Annotated in this window: 22 protein-coding genes and 1 pseudogene; 18 read left to right on the forward strand and 5 right to left on the reverse strand. The window is 73.9% G+C overall.

The window, feature by feature from the left end:
- A partial coding sequence (locus IE252_RS41735; RefSeq protein ID WP_506417306.1) for a polyphosphate kinase 2 family protein occupies positions 1-419 on the forward strand: 419 nt, incomplete at its 5' end.
- A 16-nt stretch (positions 420-435) separates the two neighbouring features.
- Here the strand turns inward: IE252_RS41735 and IE252_RS41740 are convergent.
- Complete coding sequence (locus IE252_RS41740) at positions 436-1,350, reverse strand: universal stress protein (protein WP_190094746.1); 915 nt, start codon at positions 1,348-1,350, stop codon at positions 436-438.
- Positions 1,351-1,649: 299 nt separating this feature from the next.
- Here IE252_RS41740 and IE252_RS41745 point away from each other — a divergent pair, with 299 nt between their 5' ends.
- Entirely contained in the window at positions 1,650-2,276 is a 627-nt protein-coding gene (locus tag IE252_RS41745) for a DoxX family membrane protein (RefSeq protein ID WP_190094747.1), read from the forward strand.
- A gap of 70 nt (positions 2,277-2,346) precedes the next feature.
- On the opposite strand, the gene ppdK is transcribed toward IE252_RS41745, so the two are convergent.
- Positions 2,347-5,040 carry a pyruvate, phosphate dikinase gene (gene ppdK, locus IE252_RS41750; RefSeq protein WP_190094748.1) on the reverse strand — a complete coding sequence of 898 codons (2,694 nt, stop codon included), beginning with the start codon at positions 5,038-5,040 and terminating at the stop codon, positions 2,347-2,349.
- 59 nt (positions 5,041-5,099) lie between these two features.
- Positions 5,100-5,654 carry a pyridoxamine 5'-phosphate oxidase family protein gene (locus IE252_RS41755; protein WP_190094749.1) on the reverse strand — a complete coding sequence of 185 codons (555 nt, stop codon included), beginning with the start codon at positions 5,652-5,654 and terminating at the stop codon, positions 5,100-5,102.
- Between the two features lie 230 nt (positions 5,655-5,884).
- Between IE252_RS41755 and IE252_RS41760 the strand changes: the two genes are divergently transcribed.
- Positions 5,885-6,298: an Hsp20/alpha crystallin family protein gene (locus tag IE252_RS41760; RefSeq protein ID WP_190094750.1), complete on the forward strand. Its 414-nt coding sequence runs from the start codon at positions 5,885-5,887 to the stop codon at positions 6,296-6,298.
- Positions 6,299-6,377: 79 nt separating this feature from the next.
- Here the strand turns inward: IE252_RS41760 and IE252_RS41765 are convergent, their stop codons facing one another.
- Complete coding sequence (locus IE252_RS41765) at positions 6,378-7,229, reverse strand: universal stress protein (protein ID WP_190094751.1); 852 nt, start codon at positions 7,227-7,229, stop codon at positions 6,378-6,380.
- Positions 7,230-7,248: 19 nt separating this feature from the next.
- Positions 7,249-9,591: a phosphoketolase family protein gene (locus IE252_RS41770; RefSeq protein WP_190094752.1), complete on the reverse strand. Its 2,343-nt coding sequence runs from the start codon at positions 9,589-9,591 to the stop codon at positions 7,249-7,251.
- Positions 9,592-9,891: 300 nt separating this feature from the next.
- Here IE252_RS41770 and IE252_RS41775 point away from each other — a divergent pair, with 300 nt between their 5' ends.
- From IE252_RS41775 to IE252_RS41845, 15 genes and pseudogenes are all read left to right on the forward strand, one after another.
- Positions 9,892-10,401, forward strand: coding sequence for a hydrogenase maturation protease (locus IE252_RS41775; protein ID WP_190094753.1), 510 nt, complete (start codon positions 9,892-9,894; stop codon positions 10,399-10,401).
- Positions 10,394-12,706 carry a carbamoyltransferase HypF gene (hypF, locus tag IE252_RS41780; protein WP_190094754.1) on the forward strand — a complete coding sequence of 771 codons (2,313 nt, stop codon included), beginning with the start codon at positions 10,394-10,396 and terminating at the stop codon, positions 12,704-12,706. Before IE252_RS41775 ends, hypF begins: the two co-directional genes overlap by 8 nt.
- Positions 12,707-12,711: 5 nt before the next feature.
- A complete protein-coding gene (locus IE252_RS41785) occupies positions 12,712-13,038 on the forward strand; it encodes a HypC/HybG/HupF family hydrogenase formation chaperone (protein WP_190094755.1) in 327 nt (108 codons plus the stop codon).
- A gap of 32 nt (positions 13,039-13,070) precedes the next feature.
- Positions 13,071-15,779 carry a bifunctional acetate--CoA ligase family protein/GNAT family N-acetyltransferase gene (locus IE252_RS41790; protein ID WP_190094756.1) on the forward strand — a complete coding sequence of 903 codons (2,709 nt, stop codon included), beginning with the start codon at positions 13,071-13,073 and terminating at the stop codon, positions 15,777-15,779.
- A 13-nt stretch (positions 15,780-15,792) separates the two neighbouring features.
- Positions 15,793-16,524 (forward strand): CBS domain-containing protein, encoded by a 732-nt coding sequence (locus IE252_RS41795; protein WP_190094757.1) that lies wholly within the window; start codon positions 15,793-15,795, stop codon positions 16,522-16,524.
- A gap of 26 nt (positions 16,525-16,550) precedes the next feature.
- Entirely contained in the window at positions 16,551-17,135 is a 585-nt protein-coding gene (locus IE252_RS41800; RefSeq protein ID WP_190094758.1) for an Rv1733c family protein, read from the forward strand.
- A gap of 101 nt (positions 17,136-17,236) precedes the next feature.
- A complete protein-coding gene (locus tag IE252_RS41805; protein WP_190094759.1) occupies positions 17,237-18,385 on the forward strand; it encodes a 4Fe-4S dicluster domain-containing protein in 1,149 nt (382 codons plus the stop codon).
- On the forward strand, positions 18,382-18,846 hold the full coding sequence (locus IE252_RS41810; protein WP_190094760.1) for a Crp/Fnr family transcriptional regulator: 465 nt from the start codon (positions 18,382-18,384) through the stop codon (positions 18,844-18,846). The genes IE252_RS41805 and IE252_RS41810 overlap by 4 nt, the downstream gene beginning before the upstream one ends.
- Positions 18,843-19,649: an FAD/NAD(P)-binding protein gene (locus IE252_RS41815; RefSeq protein ID WP_190094761.1), complete on the forward strand. Its 807-nt coding sequence runs from the start codon at positions 18,843-18,845 to the stop codon at positions 19,647-19,649. The genes IE252_RS41810 and IE252_RS41815 overlap by 4 nt, the downstream gene beginning before the upstream one ends.
- Position 19,650: 1 nt before the next feature.
- Positions 19,651-20,418, forward strand: coding sequence for an NADH-quinone oxidoreductase subunit B family protein (locus tag IE252_RS41820; protein WP_190094762.1), 768 nt, complete (start codon positions 19,651-19,653; stop codon positions 20,416-20,418).
- Positions 20,415-21,770: a Ni/Fe hydrogenase subunit alpha gene (locus IE252_RS41825; protein ID WP_190094763.1), complete on the forward strand. Its 1,356-nt coding sequence runs from the start codon at positions 20,415-20,417 to the stop codon at positions 21,768-21,770. The genes IE252_RS41820 and IE252_RS41825 overlap by 4 nt, the downstream gene beginning before the upstream one ends.
- Complete coding sequence (locus IE252_RS41830) at positions 21,767-22,432, forward strand: CBS domain-containing protein (protein WP_190094764.1); 666 nt, start codon at positions 21,767-21,769, stop codon at positions 22,430-22,432. The genes IE252_RS41825 and IE252_RS41830 overlap by 4 nt, the downstream gene beginning before the upstream one ends.
- A complete protein-coding gene (hypD, locus tag IE252_RS41835) occupies positions 22,429-23,526 on the forward strand; it encodes a hydrogenase formation protein HypD (protein ID WP_190094765.1) in 1,098 nt (365 codons plus the stop codon). The genes IE252_RS41830 and hypD overlap by 4 nt, the downstream gene beginning before the upstream one ends.
- Entirely contained in the window at positions 23,523-24,557 is a 1,035-nt protein-coding gene (gene hypE, locus IE252_RS41840) for a hydrogenase expression/formation protein HypE (protein ID WP_190094766.1), read from the forward strand. Before hypD ends, hypE begins: the two co-directional genes overlap by 4 nt.
- 119 nt (positions 24,558-24,676) lie before the next feature.
- Positions 24,677-25,012, forward strand: a pseudogene (locus IE252_RS41845) (response regulator); the annotation flags it as partial.
- Positions 25,013-25,116 lie beyond the last annotated feature (104 nt).

Consider the following 25,116-nt stretch of genomic DNA (forward strand, 5'->3'; position numbering starts at 1 on the left):
TCGAGCGGATGCTCGTGGAGGACGGCATCCTGCTGCTCAAGTACTGGTTCTCGGTGAGCGACGCCGTGCAGGAACAGCGCTTCCACCGCCGCCTCGAGGACCCCACACGCCGCTGGAAGCTCTCCCCCATGGACCTGGAGTCCATCACCCGCTGGGAAGCCTACTCCCGGGCGAAGGACGAGATGTTCCAGCACACCGACATCCGCGAGGCCCCCTGGCACGTCGTCGAGAGCGACGACAAGCGCAAGGCACGGCTCAACACGATCGCCCATCTGCTGGCCGCGGTGCCCTACCACGAGGTCCCCCGCACCCAACTGTCCCTGCCCGAACGCCCGCCCGCCACCTCGTACCAGCGCCCGCCGCGCAATCTCCAGTCCTACGTACCGGACCACGCGGCCACCCTGCTGCCCCGGGGGTAGTCCACCCGAACGCGTCCTAAGCGTGCGGCACCACGGCGATCGGGGTGCGGGCGTGGTGCAGCACGGCGTGGGTCACCGGGCCGATGCGCACGAGGCCGCCGTGGCTGCGGATCCGCCGACCCACGACCAGCAACGCGGCGTCCTCGGCGGCCTCCACCAGGCGGGCGGCCGGGCGGTCGGCCACGCACCGTGGCTCGATGCGGACCTGGGGGTACTTGGCCCGCCAGGGCTGCAGGGCCTCCTCCAGGGCGTCCTGCTCCCGGTGCCCGAGCGCCACGATGTGCTGGGGGTCGACGGCGGCGGGGTCGTAGCCGAAGACCGGCGGCGGCGCCCAGGTGTGGACGACCCGCAGCGCGGCTTCCCGTACCCCGGCGGCGTTCACCGCGTACTCGACGAGCGGGTCGCAGGGATCGGTGAGATCCAGGCCGAGCACGACGTCGCCGTGTTGCCCCACACCGCTTGTGGCCATGGCGGGCGCGCCATCTCCCGTCCCTTCCGGGCGCACCAGGACGACCGGCCGCCGGGCGCGGGCGAGGGCGGAGATGGAGACGGACCCGGTCAGGAAGCCGGTGACCGTGCCGAGCGCGCGCGATCCGAGCACCAGCACCTCGGCTTCGTCGGCGGCGGCTCCCAGCACCTCCACCGGGTGACCGGGAACGCGTTCCAGGCTGAGGTCCAGTCGCGGGTGCCGGGCGCGCACCTCTTCCTCCGTCTCGCGCAGCAGGCGTTCGGCCCAGCTCTCGTCGGAGCCGGTCGCGCGCGGCGCCACGACGGCGCCCGCGGAGGCGAACGCGGCGGTGTGCGTCCACGGCTGCCAGACGTGCAGCACGCTCAGCGGGAGGCCGCGCAGCGCGGCCTCCCGAGCCGCCCAGAGGGCCGCCGCCCGGGACTCGGCGGAGCCGTCGATTCCGGCGATTACGGTACGTGGCATGACGCCCCTCCGGAGGGGTTCGGCCGCTTGGTCGCGGTGCCTCGGGAGCGTCCCGGGGCACCTCCAGACTGGTCCCCGCCCGCTCCGCCGGGTAGGGCCGACCGGCCCTGCGGCGGGCAGGCTCCGGCCCGCACGGACGCCGCTCGGCGCCGGACCCCGCTCGGTCCCGCCCGGTCCCGCCCGGAGGGACCAACGGCCCAACGGTGTGGTCCGAGCGCCCCCGGTACAGCGGCCGCCCCCGCCGTCAGATTTGACGGTGTACACGCACTCGGCGTGGCACGAGGAGAGGGCTGACGACCATGGCACTGCACGGACACTCCCACCGCGCGGGCATCCGCTTCACCTTCCGGCGCACGGGCGGGACCGACAGCACCGCCGCCACGACCGCCGACCACGCCGCGGCCTCGGCGACGGCCCTGGCGCGCACCCTGGCCGGGCTGCGTCTGGTGACGGCGTTCACCTTCCTGTGGGCGTTCTTCGACAAGACCTTCGGCTGGAGTTACGCGACGCAGTCCGGCAAGGGCTGGATCGACGGCGGCTCCCCCACCAAGGGCTTCCTCAGCCACGTCGCCGCAGGGCCGATGGAGTCCACCTTCCACTCCTGGGCCGGCGACACCTGGGCCGACTGGCTGTTCATGCTGGGCCTGCTGGGCATCGGGATCGCCCTGGCGACCGGCGTGGCACTGCGCCTCGCGGCGGTCGCGGGCACCGCTCTGATGGCGCTGATGTGGGCCGCCGAATGGCCCCCCGCGCGCCACCTGTCGGACGGCACCCTCAGCGCCTCCTCGAACCCGCTGATCGACTACCACGTCGTGTACGCGGCCGTCCTGATCACCCTCGCCGTGGCCGGTGCGGGCCGCACCTGGGGGCTGGGCACGCTGTGGGAGCGGCTGCCGTTCGTGGGCCGCAACCACTGGCTGAAGTGAACGCGAGAGCCCCGGCCGGGGGGCGTTGAGCCCCTCCGGCCGGGGCTCTCGCATGCCCGGCGGCTGCCGTTCAGCCGTCCTCTCGGCGATCCTCCAGGGCCGCGCGCCCGGCCTCCAGACGGGCGACGGGAACGCGGAACGGGGAGCAGGAGACGTAGTCGAGCCCGACGTTGTGGAAGAAGTGCACCGACTCCGGGTCACCGCCGTGCTCGCCGCACACACCGATCCTCAGGTCCGGGCGGGCCGCGCGGCCCTCGGCCACCGCGATCCGCACCAGCCGGCCCACGCCCTCCCGGTCGATCGTCTCGAACGGGGAGACCGGGAAGACGCCCTTGTCCAAGTAGACGGAGAAGAACGCCGCTTCGACGTCGTCGCGGGAGAAGCCCCAGGTGGTCTGGGTCAAGTCATTGGTGCCGAAGGAGAAGAACTCCGCTTCCCGCGCGATCCGGCCCGCGGTGAGCGCGGCTCGGGGTAGCTCGATCATCGTGCCCACGGGACAGACGACGGCGACCCCGGCCTCGCCGGAGACCGCGCTCAGCACCCGGTGCACCTCTTCGCGTACGAGACGCAGCTCCTCCACCGTGTCGACCAGCGGCACCATGATCTCGGCCCGCGGGTCTCCCCCGGCCTTCTTGCGGGCGACGACCGCCTCCGCGACGGCGCGTACCTGCATGGCCACCAGTCCCGGCACCACGAGGCCGAGCCGCACGCCGCGCAGGCCGAGCATCGGGTTCTCCTCGTGCATCCGCTCCACGGCCGCCAGCAGTTCGGCGTCCCGCGCGTCCGGCGCCTCGCCGAGTGCCTCCTGGCGCGCGATGCGGACGGCGAGCGCCGTGCGGTCGGGCAGGAACTCGTGCAGCGGCGGGTCCAGCAGACGGATCGTCACCGGCAGACCGTCCATCGCCGCCAGGATGCCGATGAAGTCCTGGCGCTGCAGCGGCAGCAGCGCGGCGAGCGCCTCCTCGCGCTCGGCGTCGCCGGGCGCGAGGATCATGGCTTCGACCAAGGGACGCCGCTCGCCGAGGAACATATGCTCCGTACGGCACGGGCCGATGCCCTGGGCGCCGAAGCGGCGGGCGCGTGCCGCGTCCTCGGGGGTGTCCGCGTTCGCCCGTACCTCCAGGCGCCGCACCTCGTCGGCCTGCCGCATGAGCCGGTGGACGTCCCGCACGTCCTGCTGGGCCCCCTCGCCGGGCGCGCGGCCGCCCGCTTCGAAGTACCCCACGACGGCCGAGTCGGTGAGAGGCACGGCTCCCAGCCGGACCTCGCCCGTGAACCCGTCCACCGAGATGACCGTTCCCTCCCGCACCGTCACCCCCTGGGCGGTGAAACACCGCACCACCGGGTCGACGGCGAGCTCCGCGGCGCCGCACACGCACACCTTGCCCATGCCGCGGGCGACGACGGCCGCATGGCTGGTCTTGCCGCCCCGGCTGGTCAGCACGGCCTGGGCCGCCACCATGCCGGGCAGGTCGTCGGGAGTGGTCTCCTGGCGTACGAGGACCACCTGCTCCCCGGCGGCGGACCGCCGCACGGCCTCGGCCGCCTCGAACACGGCCGCGCCTACTGCGGCGCCGGGAGAGGCGGGGATGCCGCGAGCGATGGGGCCGCCCTCGGCCGCGGTGCTGAAAAGCGGCGACATCAAGCGCGCCAGCCCCTCCCCGCTGACCCGCCGCAGCGCCTCGGCCATGGTGATCACGCCTTCGCCGGCGAGTTGCGCGGCGATGTCGAACGCCGCCTGCGCGGTCCGCTTGCCGACGCGCGTCTGCAGCATCCACAGCCGGCCGCGCTCGATGGTGAACTCGATGTCGCACAGGTCGCGGTAGTGCGACTCAAGCCGCCGCATATGACCGCGCAGCTCCTCGTACGCGGCGGGCGCCAGCCGTTCGAGATCGGCGAGGGGAACGGTGTCGCGGATCCCGGCGACGACGTCCTCGCCCTGCGCGTCGGACAGGTAGTCGCCGTAGACGCCTGGCCGGCCCGTCGCGGGGTCGCGGGTGAAGGCGACACCGCTGCCCGAGTCCGCGCCGTGGTTGCCGAACACCATCGTCTGGACGGTGACCGCGGTGCCCAGGTCGTCCGCGATGTGCTCACGGCGCCGGTAGAGCCGGGCACGTTCGCCGTTCCAGGACGTGAAGACGGCGAGGACGGCCCGCCGCAGCTGCTCGGCCGGGTCCTGCGGGAACTCCTCGCCGGTCCGCTCGCGGATCAGGTCCTTGAAGGCCTCGACGGTCCTGATGAGTTCGCAGGTGTCCAGGGCGCTGTCGTCCTCGACCCCGTTCTGCCGCTTGATGTCGGCCAGGACGTCCTCGAACAGCGCGCTGTCCACTCCCATCACCGTACCGCCGAACATCTGCACGAGGCGCCGGTAGGAGTCCCAGGCGAACCGCTCCCGCTCCGGCGACTTGCCCAGACCGAGGACCGAGAGGTCGCCGAGCCCGATGTCGAGGATCGTCTCCATCATGCCGGGCATGGAGAAGCGGCCGCCCGACCGCACGGACACCAGCAGCGGGTCGTCCACCTGGCCCAGCCGGCGGCCGGTGGCGTGTTCGAGAGCGGCCAGGTGGGCGGCCACCTCCGCGGCCAGTTCGGCGGGTGGCTCACCGGTGGCCAGGAAGACCCGGCACGCCTCGGTGGTGATGGTGAAACCGGGCGGTACGGGAAGCCCCATCCGGACCATCTCGGCCAGGTTGGCGCCCTTGCCCCCGAGCAGGTCGGCCATGTCACGGCCGCCTTCGGAGAAGTCGTACACGTAACGGACCATGGCTGCTCTTCCTCCCGGGGCGGCTCGTCATCCGCGCCCGGGCACCCGGGCACCGCCGCTCACTCCAGCGTGCCCCCGCCGGCCCCCGGCCAGGCAGATCCCCGTGGGTCAGGGAACCGGGCCGTTCGGCCCTTGCCGGGGTCCGGAGCTCCGGGCTCGGGGCCGAGCCGGAAACCCGTCACCAGATCCGGCCGGATGCGCAGTGCGGCCTTTATCGTGCCCGCCGCCCAGGGCCGGAGCGCCTTCGCGTAGCGGTCGAGCGTGTCGCGGTCGTCGATCACCCGGGCGTAGCCGGTCACGACGACGCTCCAGCCGAGGTGCGTGTCCGGGTCGATGGCGTCTGCCTCGTAGGCGACCACGACGGCGGAGCCCGGCGCGGGCGCGTCCAGCGAGGCGAGCGTCGCCCCCTCGTGCAGGCGGACGACGATGTCTTCGCCGTCCACGAAATGGTTGACGGGGCGGACCGCCGGCAGCGCGCCCTGCGTGAAGACGACCCGGCCCAGCGAGGTCGTGGCCAGCAGCCGCAGCGCCTCCCGGCGGTCGAGCGCGGTCATCCGCCGCGGCGCGATCGCCTCGTCCCGGTCACCCCGTTCCTGCCCGCCGATGTCGTTCATGGCGTACCCCATACCTTCCGCCCCCGTCCTCCCGGCGTCTGGCTGCCGGAGCTCCACCGTCCCTCCGGCGCCGGCACCCCGACAGGGCCGAACGGACCCCACTTCGGCGCCGGGCGAGGCCATCAGGCCCACACTCCGCCGGGAAGGGCCCGTTCGGCCCCTCTCGCCGGTTCCCGCGCGGGCGTAGAGCGGAGGCAGGCAGGGAAACCGTCAAGGGAGGGCAAGACACGATGAGTGGGATGATCGAACGGCTGCCCGCGTGGCCGTCGCTGCCCGAGCTCCTCGGGTGGGTCGAGTCCGGCGTGCCGGGCATGCCGGGTCTCAGCAGCATCCGGATCGAGGAGTCCCTCGCGGAGGGGGCGTACACCCTGCGGGCCGAGTTGCCGGGCATCGACCCGGGGCACGACGTCGAACTCACCGTCACCGAAGGGATCCTGACCCTGCGCGCCGAGCGCAGGACGGAGACCACCGAGAAGCACCACAGCGAATTCCGCTACGGGCGCTTCGCCCGTTCCGTGCGGCTGCCGGCCGGCGCGCGCGGGGACGAGACGAGGGCCCACTGCAAGGACGGTGTCCTCACCATCACGGTCCCGGTGGCGGAGCCGAAGGCGAGCACCCGCACGATCACGGTCGAGCGCACCTGACCCGTCCCTCGTGCGGCAGGCACCGCACAGGCCCGTGCGCCGGGGACGACCCCCGGCGCACGGGCCTCGCGCTTCCCGGTCAGCCGGGCGGCACCACGGCCACCGGGCACAGCACGTGGTGGATCACCGAGTGGGCCACCGGGCCCAGCCGGTCGCCCATGCCGGTGCGGCGGCCGATGACCAGCAGGCTCGCCCGGGTGGAGGCCAGCAGCAGATGGTGGCCCGCCCGGCCGTGGACCGCGTGCTCGCGCACCTCGGTGTCGGGGAACTTGTGCTGCCACGCGGACAGCGCCGCGGACAGCGCGCGGGCCTTCTCCGCCGCCGGGTCGTCCGCGTCCGCGGATGGCACCAGCGGCACGCTCCAGGCGTGCAGGACGTGCAGCGGCGCGTGCCGGCTCGCCGCCGCGTCGAAGGCGTACCCCAGCAGGTCGTCGCACGGGTGGGCCAGGTCGAGCCCGAGGACCACGGGCCGGTACGGGCCGGTGCCCGCCAGACCCCGCCGCTCGTCCTCCGGCCGCTCCCCCGCCCGTACCAGGACGACCGGGCACGCGGCGCGGGCGGTGACGTCGAGGGCGACCGAGCCGACCAGGAACGCGGCGAATCCGGTGAAGCCGCGCGAGCCGAGCACCAGGGCCTCGGAGGTCACGGACGCCTCGACCAGGGTGTCGGCGGGCCGCCCGAGCGCGTGGGCGGGGCGGATCTCCAAGGCGGGGTGGCAGTAGGCGAGTCGGACGGCGGCCCGGTCCAGGGCCGTGCGCTCGCGCTCGGCGGGCACGTCCAGTTCGGGGAGGGAGGTCGCTTCGGCGGGTTCCCCGTCCACGTGCAGCAGGTGCAGGGGAAGGCCACGCCGTACGGCTTCGCGGGCGGCCCAGTCGGCGGCGTCGAGGCTTTCGCGCGAGCCGTCGAGTCCGGCCGTGATGTGGCGTTGCATGATCCACCTCCGATGGGGATCAGCCGGTCCAGGTCCAGTCGGCGACCTCGGGCAGATCGGTGCCGTGGTCGCGGATCCAGGCGTGGTGGCGGGTGCGGGTGTCGGCCATGGTCTGGCGGACGGTGGCCGCGCGCACGGCGAGGCCGGGGACGCGGTCGATGACGTCCATGACCAGCCGGTAGCGGTCGAGGTCGTTGCGGACGACCATGTCGAAGGGTGTGGTGGTGGTGCCGGACTCCTTGTAGCCGCGCACGTGGAGCTGGCCGTGGCCGGCGCGGCGGTAGGTGAGCCGGTGGATCAGCCACGGGTAGCCGTGGTAGGCGAAGATCACCGGCTTGTCGGGGGTGAACAGCGCGTCGTACTCGAAGTCGGCCATGCCGTGCGGGTGTTCCTCGCGGGGCAGCAGCTTCGTCATGTCGACGACGTTGACGACCCGTACGGCGAGGTCCGGGAGGTGGCGGCGCAGCAGCCCGGCGGCGGCCAGGACCTCCTGGGTGGGCACGTCTCCGGCGCAGGCCAGGACGACGTCGGGCTCGCGGTCGCGGCTCTCGGTGCCGGCCCATTCCCAGATGCCCGCCCCGCGCGCGCAGTGGCCGCGGGCCTCGTCCAGGGAGAGCCAGTCGAAGCAGGGCTGCTTGCCGGCGACGACCACGTTGACGTAGTCGCGCGAGCGCAGGACGTGGTCCGCCACGGACAGCAGGGTGTTGGCGTCCGGCGGGAGGTAGACCCGTACCACCTCGGGGCTCTTGTTCAGCACGTGGTCGACGAAGCCGGGGTCCTGGTGCGAGAAGCCGTTGTGGTCCTGGCGCCAGACGTGCGAGGTGAGCAGGTAGTTGAGGGAGGGGACGGGGGCGCGCCACGGCAGGCCCCGCGACGTCTTCAGCCACTTGATGTGCTGGTTGACCATCGAGTCGACGATGTGGACGAACGCCTCGTAGCAGGAGAACAGGCCGTGGCGGCCGGTGAGGGTGTAGCCCTCCAGCCAGCCCTGGCAGAGGTGTTCGGACAGGACCTCCATCACCCGGCCGTCGCGGGCCAGGTGCTCGTCGGTCTCCAGGATCTCCGCCTGCCACGCCTTGCCGGTGACCTCGAAGAGGGCGCCCAGGCGGTTGGAGGCGGTCTCGTCGGGGCCGACCACCCGGAAGTCGCGCCGCTCGGCGGTGTCGGCCATCACCTGGGCCAGCAGACCGCCCAGGACCCGGGTCGGCTCGTGCAGGGTCGCGCCGGGCTTGTCGACGGGGACGGCGAAGTGCTCCAGGGGCGGCAGCGGCAGCTCCCGGGTGAGCAGGCCTCCGTTGGCGTGCGGGCTGGCGCCCAGTCGGCGCTCGCCCTCCGGCACGCAGGCCAGCACCTGCGCGGTGGGACGGCCGTCGGCGTCGAACAGCTCCTGCGGGCCGTACGAGCGCAGCCACGCCTCCAGCTGCCGCAGGTGTTCCGGGTTTTCGCGTACGGAGGCGAGCGGGACCTGGTGGGAGCGCCAGGTTCCTTCGACCGGTTCCCCGTCGACCTCGGCGGGCCCGGTCCAGCCCTTGGGGGTGCGCAGCACGATCACCGGCCAGGACGCCCGCACCCCGGTCCGCTTGATCTCGGCGATGCGGTCCAGGGCGTGGTCCAGGGCTCGGGCCATCGTCTGGTGCACCTTGCGCGGGTCGGAGCCCGTGACGTACAGCGGCTCGTGGCCGTAGCCCCGCAGCAGCGCGTCGAGTTCGGGCTCCGGCAGCCGCGACAGCACGGTGGGGTTGGCGATCTTGTACCCGTTCAGGTGCAGGACCGGCAGTACGGCGCCGTCGTGGACCGGGTCGAGGAACTTGTTGGAGTGCCACGACGCCGCCAGCGGCCCGGTCTCCGCCTCCCCGTCGCCGATCACGCAGGCGACCAGCAGGCCGGGGTTGTCGAGCGCGGCACCGTAGGCGTGCGCCAGGGAGTAGCCGAGCTCGCCGCCCTCGTGGATGGAGCCGGGGGTCTCGGGAGCCACGTGGCTGGGCACGCCGCCGGGGAAGGAGAACTGCCGGAACAGCCGCGCCATGCCCGCCGCGTCCCGGCCGACGTCCGGATAGACGCGGGAGTACGAGCCGTCGAGCCAGGAGTTGGCCAGAACGGCCGGGCCGCCGTGGCCCGGACCCCACACGCACAGCGCGTCGAGCGCGCGCTCGCTGATCGCCCGGTTCAGATGGGTGTGCACGAGGTTGAGGCCGGGTGAGGTGCCCCAGTGGCCGAGCAGGCGCGGTTTGATGTGCTCGGGCCGCAGCTCCTCGGTGAGCAGCGGGTTGTCCATCAGATAGATCTGCCCCGCGGACAGGTAGTTCGCGGCGCGCCAGTGGGCGTCCAGGGCGGCCAGGTTCGGCGGGCGGTGCTTGGTCATGGTGTCTCCCGGTTCGTCGGGGGCGGGCCGTCACTATGGGTACCGCGTGCGGGGGTGCTCAGTCGTGGGACACGACCGCCACCGGACAGGGGGCGTGATGCGGCAGGGCGTGGTCGACCGGGCCGAGCCGCATGTCCAAACGGTCGTGCGGCGGTGGGCCCCGATTCACGGCCCCCTTTCACGGCCCCCCTTCACGCAGACTCGCACCGGACCGGTGACCCGCTACAGGGGCGAACCGGCCCTGCGGCAGGGGTCGTTCGGCCCCTGCCCGCCGCGGTGGCCGACGGACACGCTGCTGACATGGCCACACGGACACGTATCGCCGTCATCGGAGTGGGCAACGAGTTCCGGCGCGACGACGGAGTCGGCCGGGCGCTGATCGCCCGGCTGCGCACCCGTTCGGCCGACCGGCCCCTGCCGCCCGGCCCCGTCCTCGCGACCTCAGACGGCGACCCCGCACGGCTGATCGGGCTGTGGGAGGGCGCCGACCTGGCCGTGGTGGTGGACGCCGCGCACGCCCATCCGGCACACCCCGGACTCGTCCACCGGCTGGAGCTGGGCTCCGGCCGACTGGCGCACCCCGCCACCACCAGCTCGCACGGCCTCGGCCTCGGCGAGGCGGTAGAACTCGCCCGCGTCCTGGACAGATTGCCCGGGCGGCTCGTGGTGTACGCCGTCGAGAGCGCCGACACCACGGTGGGGACCGAGCTGTCCGCCCCCATACGGGCCGTGCTCACCCCGCTCGCCCGGTCCGTCGAGGACGAGATCCTCCGGCACCGGACCGCTGCCGCCGGGGGCGGTCGTGACTGAGCAGGGTGACCGCAGGGTCCGGCGCTTCGCGGTGTACGGCACCGTCCAGGGCGTGGGCTTCCGCCCCTTCGTCCACCGCACGGCGGTCGGCCTGCGCCTGGACGGCTGGGTGGCGAACGTGGACGGCCACGTGGAGGGGCTGGTCGCCGGACCGACCGGCGCCGTGAACCGGTTCACCACACTGCTGCGGGCCGACGCGCCCGCGCTGGCCCGGGTCCGCGAGGTGCTCCTGATCCCCGTCCCCGGCCGCCCGCCCGCTCCGGGCGCCGGATTCACCGTACGCGGCAGCGGCCCGACCCACCCGGGTCGCGCGGCACGCGAGATCGCCCCCGACGCGGCGATCTGCGACGCCTGCCTGAGCGAGCTCGACGACCCCGCAGACCGCCGCTACCGCTACCCGTTCATCAACTGCACCCAGTGCGGCCCGCGCGCCACGATCATCGAGGACCTGCCGTACGACCGGATACGCACCACCATGTGGCGCCTCCCGATGTGCGCCGCGTGCGCGGCCGAGTACGCCGACCCCGGCGACCGCCGCTTCCACGCCGAGCCGGTGGCCTGCCCCGTCTGCGGACCGCGCCTCGCCTGGCGGGCGCTGATCGGGGAGGAGGCGCTGCACGCGGCGGTGGAGACCGTGGCGGCGGGCGGTGTCGTCGCGGTCAAGGGGCTCGGCGGCTACCAGCTGGTGTGCGACGCCGGCGCCGAGCGCACCGTGGCGGAACTGCGCCGCCGCAAGCACCGCCCGGCCAAGCCCTTCGCCGTCATGGTCCAGGACCTCACGGGCGCGCGCCGCATCGCCAGGGTCTCCAAGACCGCCCGGGGCACGCTCTGCTCCACGGCACGGCCGGTGGTGCTGCTGCCCCGCCTCGGCACCGGCATCGCCCCCGCGGTCGCGCCCGGCGCCGACCGGCTCGGGGTGTTCCTGCCCACCACCGCACTGCACCGGCTCCTGCTGCGGGACCTCGGCCGCCCGCTCGTCGTCACCAGCGGCAACCGCGCCGAAGAGCCGCCCGCCGTGGACGACTTGGAGGCCCGCCGCGCCCTCGGGGACATCGCCGACGGGTTCCTCGTCCACGACCGGCCCATCCGCAGCCGCTACGACGACTCCGTGGTGCAGCTCAACGGGCGCACGACGCAGGTGGTCCGCCGTGCGCGCGGCTTCGCCCCCGAGCCGCTGCCCCTTCCCGTCCCGGCGCCCGTCCCCCTCGTCGCGGCCGGTGCCCAGCTCAAGCACACCTTCACGCTCGCCGCGCACGGCCACGCCCATCTCGGCCCGCACACCGGCGACCTGTCCGGCGCGGCCGCGCTCCAGGCCTTCGCGACGGCGTACGCCGAGCTCTCCCGGATCACCGGTATCGCTCCGCGCGCGGTCGCCCACGATCTGCACCCCGGCTATCCGTCCACCGCGTGGGCCCTGGACCGCTCCCTCCCCACGGTCCCCGTCCAGCACCACCACGCCCACGCCGCCGCGTGCGCCGCCGAACACGGCGTGCGCGGCCCCTTCACCGCCGTCACCTACGACGGGCTGGGGCTGGGGGACGACGGGACCCTGTGGGGCGGCGAGATCCTCGTCGCCGATCTGACCGGCTACCGGCGGGTCGCCCGGTTCGCGACCGCCCCGCTGCCCGGCGGCGAGGCGGCCGTGCGCCATCCCGCCCGGATGGCGCTCGGCTATCTCCACGGCTCGGAACCCCTGGGCTCGCCCCGGCCGTTCCCGTGGCTGACCGAGCCGTTCACCGGCCGGCTCGATCCGCGCGAGAGGGACGTCGTCCTCGCCATGGTCACCCGCGGCCTCAACTGCCCGCGCGCCTCCAGCGCGGGCCGGCTCTTCGACGCGGTGGCCGCCCTGCTCGGCCTGTGCGACCGGGTGAGCTACCAGGGCGAGGCGGCCGTCGCCCTCGAACAGGCCGCCGGCACCGCCTACGCCCAGCCGCTGGCGGTCCGGGTCGTCCGGGTCGGCGACCTGTGGGTGTACGACCCGGCGCCGACCCTGACCGACCTGCTGGCGCGTGCCGCCGACGGCGAACCGGTCCCCCGGCTCGCCGCCGCGTTCCACATCGCCGTGGCCGAGGTGACGGCGGAAGTGGTCGGCCGGGCCGTGGCCGAAGGAGCCCCGCGCACGGTCTGCCTGGGCGGCGGGTGCTTCGTCAACCGCCGCCCGCTGAACGAGATCCGGCGCCGGCTGCGCGCCCAGGGGCTGCGGGTACTGGCTCCGGCCGCGGTGCCCTGCGGGGACGGCGGCATCAGCTTCGGGCAGGCCGCGGTGGCCGCCGCCCGACTCTCACCGCACCAAGGGAAGGGGTGAGCTGCGTGTGCCTCGGCATTCCCGGCCGCGTCCTGGAGATCCACGACGACGCCGGCCTGCGCATGGCCACGGTGGGCTTCGGCGGGGTACGGCGCGAGGCCTGCCTCGCCTACACGCCCGGCGCCGCCGTGGGCACGTACGTCATCGTGCACGTCGGCTTCGCGATCACCGAGGTCGACCGGGCCGAGGCCGAGCGCACCCTGGCCGTGCTGCGGGCCATGGCGGGCGCGGTGGAGACCGAACTCGGCGAACCACTGCCCGAGCAGGGCCGCTCGGCCCCTCCCGATGCCCGTGCGGCCCCTCCGGGAAACGGCCCGCGCGCCCGACGCTGAAAGGGCCGACCACACGCTACGGAGGCCCCGAGATGACCGAACCGCGGCACGGTATCCAGCCCGCGCACGCCCTGCTGGCGGACGGCACGACCGCACTGATCCGCCCGGTCGCTCCCGGCGACCACGAGGGGATCCTGCGGCTGTACGAGGCGATGTCGCCGCAGAACCTGCGGCTGCGGTTCTTCGGCCCGAGCCGCGGCTCCGGCCGGGCGGCCGCCGACCGCGCCTGTGCCACGGACCGCCCCGGCCATGTCGCGCTGCTCGCCGAGGTCCGCGGGGAGACGGCCGGCCTCGCCGAATACGAGCGGACCGGCCCGTCGGGCACGGCCGAGATCGCCCTGGCGGTCGGCGACGGACTGCACCACCGGGGCATCGGCACGCTGCTCCTGGAACACCTCGTCTCGGCCGCCCGCGCGCAGGGCGTCACCGCCTTCACCGCGGACGCGCTCGCCGACAACCACGAGGTGCTGAAGGTCTTCGCCGACCTCGGGCTGCGCACCGTGCGCCGGTACGACGGACCGCAGGTGCGCTGCGTGGTCGCCCTCGACCAGTCCGAGCCGTATCTGGCGGCCGTCGAGGAGCGCGGCCGCACGGCCGACCTGCACAGCCTGCGTCCCCTGCTGCGGCCGCGCTCCCTCGTCGTGGTGGGCACCGGACGCGCACCGGAGTCGGCCGGGCGGACGGTGCTGCGCAATGTGCGCTCGCACGGCTACGCCGGCCGCCTGTACGCGGTGAATCCGCAGGCCCCGTGGGTCGAGGGGATGCACGCGCACCCGTCGGTCGCCGACCTGCCGGAGCCGCCCGACCTGGCGGTGCTCGCCGTGCCCGCGCCCGACGTACCGGCGGCGGCCGAGGAGTGCGGGAGGACCGGGGTGCGCGCGCTGGTCGTCACCGCCGGACTCCTCGACCCGCAGCAGGCCCGGACGCTGGTCACCGTCTGCCGGACGTACGGGATGCGCCTGCTCGGACCGGACTGCGCGGGTCTGGTCAACACCGAGAGCGGGGTGCGCCTGGACACGGCCCTCGCCGCTCCCCGGCCCGGGCCCGGGCCCGTCGGCGTCGGCGTGCAGTCCGGCGGGGTCGGCACCGCGGTGCTCGAAGGCCTCACCCGCCTGGGCATCGGGGTCTCCAGCTACGCCGCGCTCGGCGACAAGTACGACATCAGCGGCAACGACCTGCTCCAGTGGTGGGAGGGCGACGAGCGGACCGAACTGGCGCTGCTGCACCTGGAGTCGTACGGCAACCCGCGCGCCTTCTCCCGCACCACGCGCCGCGTCGCCCGGCGTATCCCCGTGCTGATCGTCGACGCCGGGCGCACCGAGGCCGGACAGCGCATGGCGCACCGCACATCCACCGGGACGAGCGGGCCCGCGGGCACGGCGGCCTCCGCGCTCAGGCGGCGCGCCCTGTTCCTCCAAGCCGGCGTCACCGCCACGCGCTCGGTCCCCGAACTGCTCGAAGCCGCCGCGCTGCTGCACACCCAGCCCCTGCCGGGCGGCCGCCGGGTGGCCGTCGTCACCAACGCACGCGGCGCCGGAGTCCTGGCGGCCGACGCCTGCTCCGAGGCCGGGCTCGCCGTTCCCCCGCTCGACCCCGGCCTGATCGACGACCTGCTCGCGCTGCTGCCGGCCGGGGCCTCGGCCCGCAATCCCGTCGACGTCACCGCGGCCGCCACCGAGGAGCAGCTGCGCGCCTGCCTGGACCGGCTGGCCGCCCACGACGGCGTGGACGCCCTGCTGGTCGCGCTGGTGCCCACCCCCTCCACCACGGCCTCCGGCGACCGCCTCACCCGGGCCCTGACCCACGCCCCCGGGCGCCGCGCCCGCCCGCTCACCGCCGTGCTGCCCGCCCAGGGCGTGTCCGCACGCGTGCTGGGCACCGCCGGAACCCGACTGCCCGCGTACGCCGACCCGCAGGCCGCCGCCCGGGCCCTGGCGCACGCCGCCGCCCGCGCGGCGTGGCTCGCCCGGCCCCCGGGTTCCGTTCCCGACCTCGACGGGATCGACACCGTCCGCGCGGCGCAGGCGGTGGAGGCGTTCCTGGCCGTGCACGAGGACGGCGGCTGGCTGGCCCCGCGGGAGTGCGCGGAGCTCCTCGACTGCTACGGGATCGCCCAACTCCCGTGGGCCTGGGCCGAGACGGAGCAGGACGCGGTGCTCGCGGCCGACCGGCTGCGCGGCCCCGACGGCCGGGTGGTCGTCAAGGCCTCCTGGCCGGGCCTGCTCCACAAGTACCAGCAGCACGCCGTGCACCTCGACCTCCAGGGCGACAGCCAGGTCCGCGCGGCGTTCCGGGACTTCGGGACCCGGTTCGGGCACCTGATGACGGGGGTGGTCGTCCAGCCGCTCGCCGAGCGTGGCATCGAGCTGTCCGCCGGGGTCGTCCAGGACGACCTGTTCGGGCCGCTGGTGCGGTTCGGCCTCGGCGGTACGGCGAGCGAGGTGCTGGCCGACCGGGCCGCCCGGCTCGCACCGCTGACGACCGGCGACGTCCACGACCTGATCACCGCGCCTCGGTGTGCGCCGCTGCTGTTCGGTGCCACGGGCGACGGCCCGGTCGATCTCGACGCCCTTGAGCAACTGCTCCTGCGGCTGTCCCGTATGGCCGAGGACCTGCCGCAGCTCCGCGAGGCGGAGCTCGATCCCGTTCTCGCCCGGCCGGACGGGGTGACCGCCCTCGATGTCCGGGTGCGACTGGCCCCGAGACGACTCCACGACCCGTACCTGCGACGACTGCGATGAGAAGGAGGAAGTCATGAAACACGCCAAGGTCGGTTCGGTCATGACGAGCGACGTCGTGAGCGCACACGCATCGGTTCCGTTCAAGGAGGTCGCCCGGCTGCTGGCAGAGCGTCGCATCAGCGGGCTTCCGGTGGTGGACGGCGACGACAAGGTCGTCGGTGTCCTGTCGGAGACCGATCTGATGGCCCGGCAGGCCGAGGCCGACGACCCGTACGAACCACCACGCCGGTTCCGGCCCGTCGCCTTCGGGCGCGGTGCGCGCGCCCGAAGGCGGAAGGCACGGGCCCGGACGGCCGGTGAGCTGATGTCCTGTCCGGCGATCACGGTACGCGCCGAGGACACGATCGCGCTCGCCGCCCGGACCATGGCGGCGCACCGCGTGGAGCGCCTGCCCGTGCTGGACACCGAGGACCGCCTCGTCGGCATCGTGACCCGGCGCGACCTCCTCCAGCTCTTCCTGCGCTCGGACGAGGAGATCCGCGCCGAGGTCGTCCGGGACGTGCTGGTCGGGACGCTGTGGCTGGCGCCCGGCGCGATCGGCATCACCGTGGCGGAGGGCGTGGTGACCCTGTCCGGCGAGCTGGAACGGCGCAGCGAGGTCCCTCTCGCGGTGCGCATGACGCGCATGGTGGACGGAGTCGTCGCCGTCGTCGACCGACTCGGCTACCGGCTCGACGACTCCGATCTGCATCCGGACGAACCGGCCGTGCACGGCATCGCCGACGACTGGCTGCGCAAGCTCTGACACTCCGAGAGGGGCGGTGAACCGCCATGAGGACCCGGCAGCGGTGGTGGCGATGGCGCCGCAACCCCTTGCGGCGCCGCTGCGACGTGATCGAGGCATGGACCGCACTGGCCTTGGGGATCGCGTTGCTCCTCGGCGTACCGGCGGCAGGATGCGCGGCGGGCGTCGCGGCCTACGGCGCGGCGCACTCGACCGCCGTCGCCCAGCGCGCCACGTCACGGCCGGTGGACGCGGTCCTCGTCCGGGACGCGCCCCCGACCGTGCCGACGACCGGCGGCGGGGGCGCCGGCACGGTGCCCGCGGCCGTGCGCTGGACCAGGGCCGACGGCACCACGGGCACCGGCATCGCGAAGGTGCGGACCGAGGCACCGGCCGGACAGCACCTCCGCGTCTGGCTGGACGCCCACGATCGTGTCGTCGCCAAGCCGTTGGACGACGGCCAGGTGTGGCTCAGTGCCGTCTCGTGGGCGGCCATCGCCGCCCTGGCGGCGACGGGCACCCTGCTCACCGTGCGGTACGGCGTGCGGCGGTGCGCACAGCGCCACCGGATGGCCGAATGGGAACTGGCCTGGGCCCGCACCGAACCCGAGTGGCGGCGCCCGCGGACCTGACCGTCCCGGCGCGAGGGCCGTTCGGCCCCTGCCTCCGCCTTCCCCGCGCACCGACGCTGGGGAGCAGCACGCCTTGACCGTACGAGCCGAGGAGGAACGCGATGGCCGGCACCGCAACCACGGCAGTCCTCGACCGGGCGGGACTGGACGCCCTGGTCGCAGCTCTGGTGGCGGACGGCCGAACCGTCGTCGGTCCCACGGTCCGCGACGGGGCGATCGTCCTCGCCGAGCTCTCCGGCGCCGGCCAACTGCCCTACGGCTGGGGCGTGGAGCTGGACGCGGGGCGCTACCGCCTGGTGCGCCGGGACGACGACGCGGCGTTCGCCCACTCCGGCGGCCCGCAGTCCTGGAAGGCGTTCCTGCACCCCGAGCGCGAGAGGCTGTGGAGCGCGGAGCGCGCCGCGGACGGCACGCTGACCGTCCGTGCGGACCGGGCCGAGGCCCCGTCGTACGCGTTCTTGGGCGTGCGCCCCTGCGATCTGCGGGCGATCGCCGTCCAGGATCGCGTCCTGGCCTCGGGGCACTACCCGGACTCGGGCTACCGGGAACGCCGGAGGCGGGCGTTCCTGATCGCCGCCGAGTGCACCGAGCCGGCAGGCACGTGCTTCTGTGTCTCCATGGGGAGCGGCCCTGCCGTGGACGACGGCTACGACCTCGCCCTCACCGAGGTCGTCTCCGCCGCAGGGCACCGCTTTCTCGTCCGAACCGGCAGCGCCGAGGGCGAGCGGATCCTCACCCGGCTTCCCCGACTGCCCGCCGACGCCGAAACCACCGCACTGGCCTCGGCGGCGGTGCGGCGGGCGGCCGAGCGGATGGGCCGGGCCATGCCGCCGGTGGACCTGCGCGCGCTGATGGGCGCGAGCCTGGAAGCCGAGCGCTGGGACGATGTCGCCGCGCGCTGCCTGACCTGCGGCAACTGCACTCTCGTCTGCCCCACCTGCTTCTGCACCACCACCGAGGAGGTCACCGACCTCACCGGCGACCACACGGAGCGCTGGCAGCGCTGGGACTCCTGCTTCGACCTCGACTTCTCCTACGTCCACGGCGGCCCGGTCCGCGCCTCCGCCCGCAGCCGCTACCGCCAGTGGCTCACCCACAAACTCTCCACCTGGTACGACCAGTTCGGCTCGCCCGGCTGTGTGGGCTGCGGCCGCTGCATCGCCTGGTGCCCGGCCGGGATCGACATCACCGAGGAAGTGGCCGCGTTCCGGGCGGAGTCGTCCACACCCCGAGAGGAAGCACCGCAATGACCACCAAACAAGCCGTCCGGATGGCCGTCGCACTGCCCGCGAAGCACCGCAGCCGGTTGATGAACACCGCTCGCGAGGCGCGCTTCCCGGTGGGCACCCGCCTGTTCGAGGAGGGCCGCAAGGCCGACCGCTTCTGGGTCGTCCGCACCGGCACGGTGACCTTGGACATGCACGTCCCGGGCCGCCGCTCGGCCGCGATCGAGAGCCTGGCCGCCGGCGAACTCGTCGGCTGGTCCTGGCTGTTCCCGCCCTATCTGTGGCACTTCGGCGCCGAGGCGACCACACCGGTGCGCGCGTACGAGTTCGACGCGCTGGCCATACGCCTGATGTGCGACAGCGATCCGCAGCTGGGAGCGGCCGTGGCCCAGTGGGTCGGCCAGGTCCTCGCCCACCGGCTGACACAGGCGCGGATGCGGCTGCTCGACCTGTACGCGCCCCACGGAAGCGGGCCCCCGCGATGACCGCCCTGCCCGTGCCGTACCGGGTAGTCGCCCGCTGGCAAGAGACCCCGGACACCCGCACCCTGCGCGTCGAACCGGTCCGGGAGCGGCTATGTCCCTTCGTTCCAGGGCAGTTCGCCATGGTCCACGCCTTCGGCCGGGGCGAGATCCCGGTATCGGCGAGCGCCATCCCCATCGGCGGCGGCCTCGGCTTCACCGTCCGCCGGGTAGGGGCCGTCTCCGAAGGCCTGTACGAGGCCGGGCCGGGCGACACGGTGGGGCTGCGCGGCCCCTATGGCACCGGCTGGGAGCTGGAGAAGGCGGCCTGTGACGACCTCGTGGTCGTGGCGGGCGGCATCGGACTCGCTCCGCTGCGGCCGCTCGTCCGCGACGCGGTCGCCGACCCGGAGCCGTACGGCCGGCTCAACGTCCTCGTCGGCGCCCGCACCCCGGCCGATCTCATGGCCCACCGCGAGACCGGGCTGTGGCGGACGGCGTACACGGGCGTGACGGTGGACCGCCCCGGCGCGGGCTGGTCCGGGGACATCGGCTTCGTCACCGCGCTCCTGGGCCGGGCCCGCTTCGACCCCCGCGCCACCACGGCGTTCGTCTGCGGCCCGGAGCCGATGATCCGCGCCACCGCCCTCCGGCTGGCCGCGCTCGGCGTCCCCGGCGAGCACATCCGCGTCTCCCTCGAACGCAATATGCGCTGCGCCACCGGCCACTGCGGGCACTGCCAGCTCGGGCCCCTGCTGCTCTGCCGGGACGGGCCGGTCATCGGCTGGGACCTGGCGGAACAGCTCATGACCGTAAGGGAGTTGTGACATGGCCACTGCGGCGACGGACCCCACCCTGGCCGTGTTCAAGCCCGCCTCCTGCGACGGCTGCCAGCTCACCCTGCTCAACTGCGAGGACGAACTCCTCACCCTGGCCGACCGGCTGGCGATCGCCCACTTCCCCGAGGCCTCCAGCGCCACGGCGCCCGGACCGTACGACATCGCGCTCGTCGAGGGATCCGTGACCACCTCCGCCGACGCCGAGCGGATCCGCGCGATCCGGGCCGGGGCACGGCATCTGATCACCCTCGGGGCCTGCGCGACCTCCGGCGGCATCCAGGCCCTGCGGAACTTCGCCGACGTGGACGGGTACCGCAGGACCGTCTACGCCCGCCCCGACTGCATCACCACCCTCGCCACCTCGGCCCCCGTGGCGGAGCACGTGCGGGTCGACTTCGAACTCCGCGGCTGCCCCATCGACCGGGGACAGCTCCTGGAGGTCCTCACCGCCTTCCTGACGGGCCGCAAGCCCGACATCCCGAACCACAGCGTGTGCTTCGCCTGCAAGCGGCGCGGCACCGTGTGCGTCACCGTCGCGCACGGCACCCCCTGCCTCGGACCGGTCACCCACGCGGGCTGCGGCGCGATCTGTCCGGCGTACGGACGCGGCTGCTACGGCTGCTTCGGACCCAAGCCGGACTCCCGGCTGCCGGTGCTGATCCCCCTGCTGCGCCGCGACGGCATGGACGCCCTCGCCCGCGAGCGGTTCCAGCGGACCTTCACCGCGGCCGCGTTCGCCGAGGAGGGCGAGCCGTGACGCACCGGGGATCGCGCGTCCTGCACGTCGGCTCGCTCTCGCGGGTCGAGGGCGAGGGCGCCCTGCGCCTGAAGGTGCACGACGGCGAGGTGACCGGGGCGCAGCTGGAGATCTACGAACCGCCGCGCTTCTTCGAGGCGTTCCTGCGGGGCCGGGCCCACACCGAACCACCCGACATCACCGCCCGGGTGTGCGGCATCTGCCCGGTCGCCTACCAGATGAGCGCCTGTGCGGCGATCGAGGACGCGTGCGGGGTCACCGTCGACCCGGCCGTGCGCGAGCTGCGCAGACTCCTCTACTGCGGCGAGTGGATCGAGAGCCAGACCCTGCACATCTACCTGCTGCACGCCCCCGACTTCCTGGGCCGGGACAGCGCCGTCGACCTGGCCCGCACCCACCGGGCCGACGTCGAACGCGGACTGCGGCTCAAACAGGCCGGAAACGCGATCATGGAACTGCTCGGCGGCCGCTCCGTCCACCCCGTCAACGTACGCCTCGGCGGCTTCCACCGCACCCCACACAAGGCCGAACTGCGCGAACTGGAGGAGCGGTTGCGGCGAGCGGCGGACGACGCTTGGGAGACCGTGCGCTGGGTGTCGGGCTTCGACTTCCCGGACGCGCGCACCGACGCCGACTTCCTCGCCCTGGCCGCACCCGGCACGTACGCGATCGAGACCGGGACCCCGACCGTCCTGCGCACCGACGGCGCCTACAGCCGCTTTCCCACCTACGACTTCCTCAGCCGGGTCCGCGAGGAGCAGGTGCCGCACTCCACGGCCCTGCACTCCCGCCTCGACGGGCGGCGCCACCTCACCGGCTCCCTCGCCCGCTTCGCGGTCAGCGGCTCCTGGCTGTCGCGCACGGCGGTCGAGGCCGCCCGCGAAGCCGGGCTCGGCGACCCCTACCGGGGCGCCGTCTGCCGCAATCCGTACCGCTCGATCCTCGTCCGCGCGGTCGAGGTCGTCTACGCGGTCGACGAGGCACTGCGGATCATCCGCACGTACGAGCCGCCGCCACGGCCCTTCGTGGAGGTGCCGCCGGTCGCGGGCACCGGGCACGGGGCCACCGAGGCCCCACGAGGGCTGCTCTACCACCGCTACGCCCTGGACGGCGAGGGCACCGTCACCGACGCCGTGCTCGTGCCGCCCACCGCCCAGAACCAGGGCGCGATCGAGGACGATCTGCGGCGCGTCGCCCAGGCGGCCCTCGACGCGGGCGATCCGGCGGCCCTGGCGGACTCGGCACTGACGGGCCTGTGCGAGCGGGCGATCCGCAACCACGACCCGTGCATCTCCTGCTCCGCCCACTTCCTGAACCTGACCGTCGAACGCACCTCGGGAGGCACACCATGACCGATGAATTCAGGGGTTCCCCGCGCACCGTGGACGACGTGATGACCCACACCGTGGTCTCCATCGGCCAGGACGCCCCGTTCAAGGAGATCGTGGAGCTAATGGAGCAGTGGCACGTCAGCGCCCTGCCGGTGGTGGCGGGCGAAGGCCGGGTGATCGGCGTCGTATCGGAGGCCGACCTGCTCCTCAAGGAGGAGTTCCGCGGCGACTCCCCCGACCGGCCCGCCCCGCCGCGGCGGCTCGCCGACCTCGCCAAGTCGCACGCGGTCACCGCCGAGGCCCTCATGAGCACCCCCGCCGTCACCGTGCACCCCGACGCCACCCTCGCCCAGGCCGCCCGGATCATGGCCGTGCGCAGGATCAAGCGGCTGCCCGTCATCGACCGGCTCGGCATCCTCCAGGGCGTCGTAAGCCGCAGCGACCTGCTCAAGGTCTTCCTGCGCTCCGACGCGGAGATCGCGGCGGAGGTCACCCGCACCGTGAGCGCCTACCTCTTCCCCCGGCAGACCGTCACCACGACGGTGGACGAGGGAGTGGTCACCTTCCACGGGCCGCTGCCCGACCGCCGCCTCGTGCCGGTCGCGGCGCGCCTGGCCCAGGCCGTGGAAGGAGTCGTGGACGTCCGCATGGACCTCACCGCACCCGCCCCGCCCCCCCGATGAAATACCTCGACGAATACCGCGACCCCGCGCTCGCCCGGCATCTGCTGGACGACTTGGCGCGCACCGCGACCCGGCCCTGGCGGATCATGGAGGTGTGCGGCGGGCAGACCCACACCCTGGTCCGGCAGGGCATCGACGAACTGCTGCCCGCCGGGATCCGCATGATCCACGGCCCCGGCTGCCCGGTGTGCGTGACCCCGCTGGAGACGCTGGACCGGGCCATGGCGGTCGCGGCCCGGCCGCAGGTGGTGCTCGCCAGCTTCGGCGACATGCTGCGCGTGCCGGGCACGGACACCGAGCTGCTTACGCTGCGGGCCCGCGGCGCCGACGTACGGGTCGTCTACACCCCGATGGACGCGGTACGGATCGCCCGGGCGCGGCCCGACCGCGAAGTGGTCTTCCTCGCCGTCGGCTTCGAGACCACCGCACCCGCCAACGCCATGGCCGTGCTGCACGCCGCCCGCCTGGGGCTGCGCAACTTCTCGATGCTCGTCAGCCACGTCCTCGTGCCGCCCGCGATGACGGCTCTGCTCGACGATCAGGACTGCGAGGTGCAGGCCTTCCTGGCCGCCGGGCATGTGTGCGCGGTGATGGGCTGGCGCGAGTACGAGCCCATCACGGCCCGCTACCGGGTCCCGGTGGTGGTCACCGGATTCGAACCGCTGGACCTGCTGGAGGGGATCCTCATGGCCGTACGCCAGTTGGAGGAAGGCCGGCACGAGGTACAGAACCAGTACGCGCGGGCCGTGCACCGCCTGGGCAACGCCGAGGCGCAGAACGCGGTCAGCCGGGTCTTCCGCGTCACCGACCGGGCCTGGCGCGGTATCGGGACGCTTCCCGCCAGCGGACTCGAACTGGCCGACGCCTACGCCGAGTTCGACGCCACCCGGCGCTTCGCGCTCGCCGCGACGCGGTCCACCGAGGATCCGGAGTGCATCGCCGGGGCGATCCTGACCGGGGCCCGTTCCCCCACCGACTGCACCGCCTACGGCAACCGTTGCACCCCCCTGACCCCCCTCGGCGCCCCCATGGTGTCGGCCGAGGGCACCTGCGCCGCGTTCTTCGCCGCAGGCCGGACCCGGGAGCCCTCATGAAGAGCCACTGCCCCCTCCCGCACACCGAAGGGGAGAGCCTGCTGCTGGGACACGGCGCGGGCGGCCGCCTCACCGGCCGCCTGCTCGACTCCCTCGTGCTGCCCGCGCTCGGCGCCGTTCCCAACGGCCCGCTGGAGGACGCCGCGTTACTGCCGGGCGACTACGAGCTGGTACTCAGCACCGACCCCTTCGTGGTCAGCCCCCTCTTCTTCCCCGGCGGCGACATCGGCTCGCTCGCCGTCCACGGCACGGTCAACGACCTGGCGATGCGTGGCGCCCTTCCCCTCGCGCTCTCGCTGGCCGTCATCGCCGAAGAGGGGCTGCCGTTCGGCGAGCTGCGGGCCGTCCTCCAGTCGGCGGGGAAGGCCGCACGGGACGCGAGCGTGCCCGTCCTCACCGGAGACACCAAAGTCGTCGAACGCGGCGCCGCCGACCGCCTCTTCCTCACCACGACCGGCGTCGGCCGCCGCATCCCGGGCCTGACCCCGTCCGCGGGCCGGGCCCGCCCCCAGGACGTGGTCCTGCTGTCCGGGCCCATCGGGCTGCACGGCACGGCGGTGCTCTCCACCCGCGAAGGGCTGGGCTTCGAGGCCGCCATCGCCTCGGACTCCTGCCCCCTGCACCGGCTGGTCGAAGCACTCGGCCCGTGCGGTCCGGCCGTGCACACCTTGCGCGATCCCACCCGGGGCGGGCTGGCCGCCGCTCTCAACGAGATCGCCTCGGCCTCGTCCGTGGGCGTGGAGGTGGACGAGGCGGCGATTCCCGTGCCGGCGCCGGTCGCGGGCGCCTGCGATCTGCTGGGCCTCGATCCGCTGATCGTGGCCAACGAGGGCTGCCTGGTGGCGTTCGTGGCTCCGGAACACGCCGACGAGGCACTGGCCGCGCTGCGTTCGCTGCCGGAGGGCTCCGATGCCGTGCGCATCGGCCGTGCCACCGAGGACCCGGCGGCCCGCGTGGTCATGCGGACGCTGATGGGGGCCGGGCGCGTGGTCGACATGCCGCTCGGGGAGCAACTGCCCCGCATCTGCTGAGGTTTCCCGGCCGTCAGCTCCGAGGTGTGGACCATTCGGCCCTGTCCCGCGCACCACTCCCTGCGTCACGATCAAAGGTGATCGAAGGCAGAGGCAACCACACCGCATCAGGGGGCGGCATGGCCGTAACGGAACACGACTCCAGGCGCACCATCGGGGTCTTCCTCGTCGACGACCACGAAGTCGTGCGCCGCGGGCTGCACGACCTGCTGGACGCGGAGCCCGACATCACCGTTCTCGGCGAGGCCTCGACCTGCGAGCAGGCCCTGGTGCGCGGCCCCGCGCTGCGCCCCGACGTGGCGATCCTGGACGTGCGCCTGCCTGACGGCGACGGCATCACCGTCTGCCGCGAACTCAGGTCCCGGATGGCCGGGTTGTCCTGTCTGATGCTCACGTCGTTCGACGACGACGATGCTCTGCTGGACGCGATCATGGCGGGGGCGTCGGGTTACGTCCAACGCCATTGCGTTTAGCCAGGTGGTGTCTTGTCAAGGATGCCGTCCGTGATGATCGCGGTGTGGAGCTTGTAGTGCATGCACCTGCGGGGATGGCGGTGGCG

It is taken from the genome of Streptomyces melanogenes (genome assembly GCF_014649795.1).
Lineage (GTDB): Bacteria > Actinomycetota > Actinomycetes > Streptomycetales > Streptomycetaceae > Streptomyces > Streptomyces noboritoensis.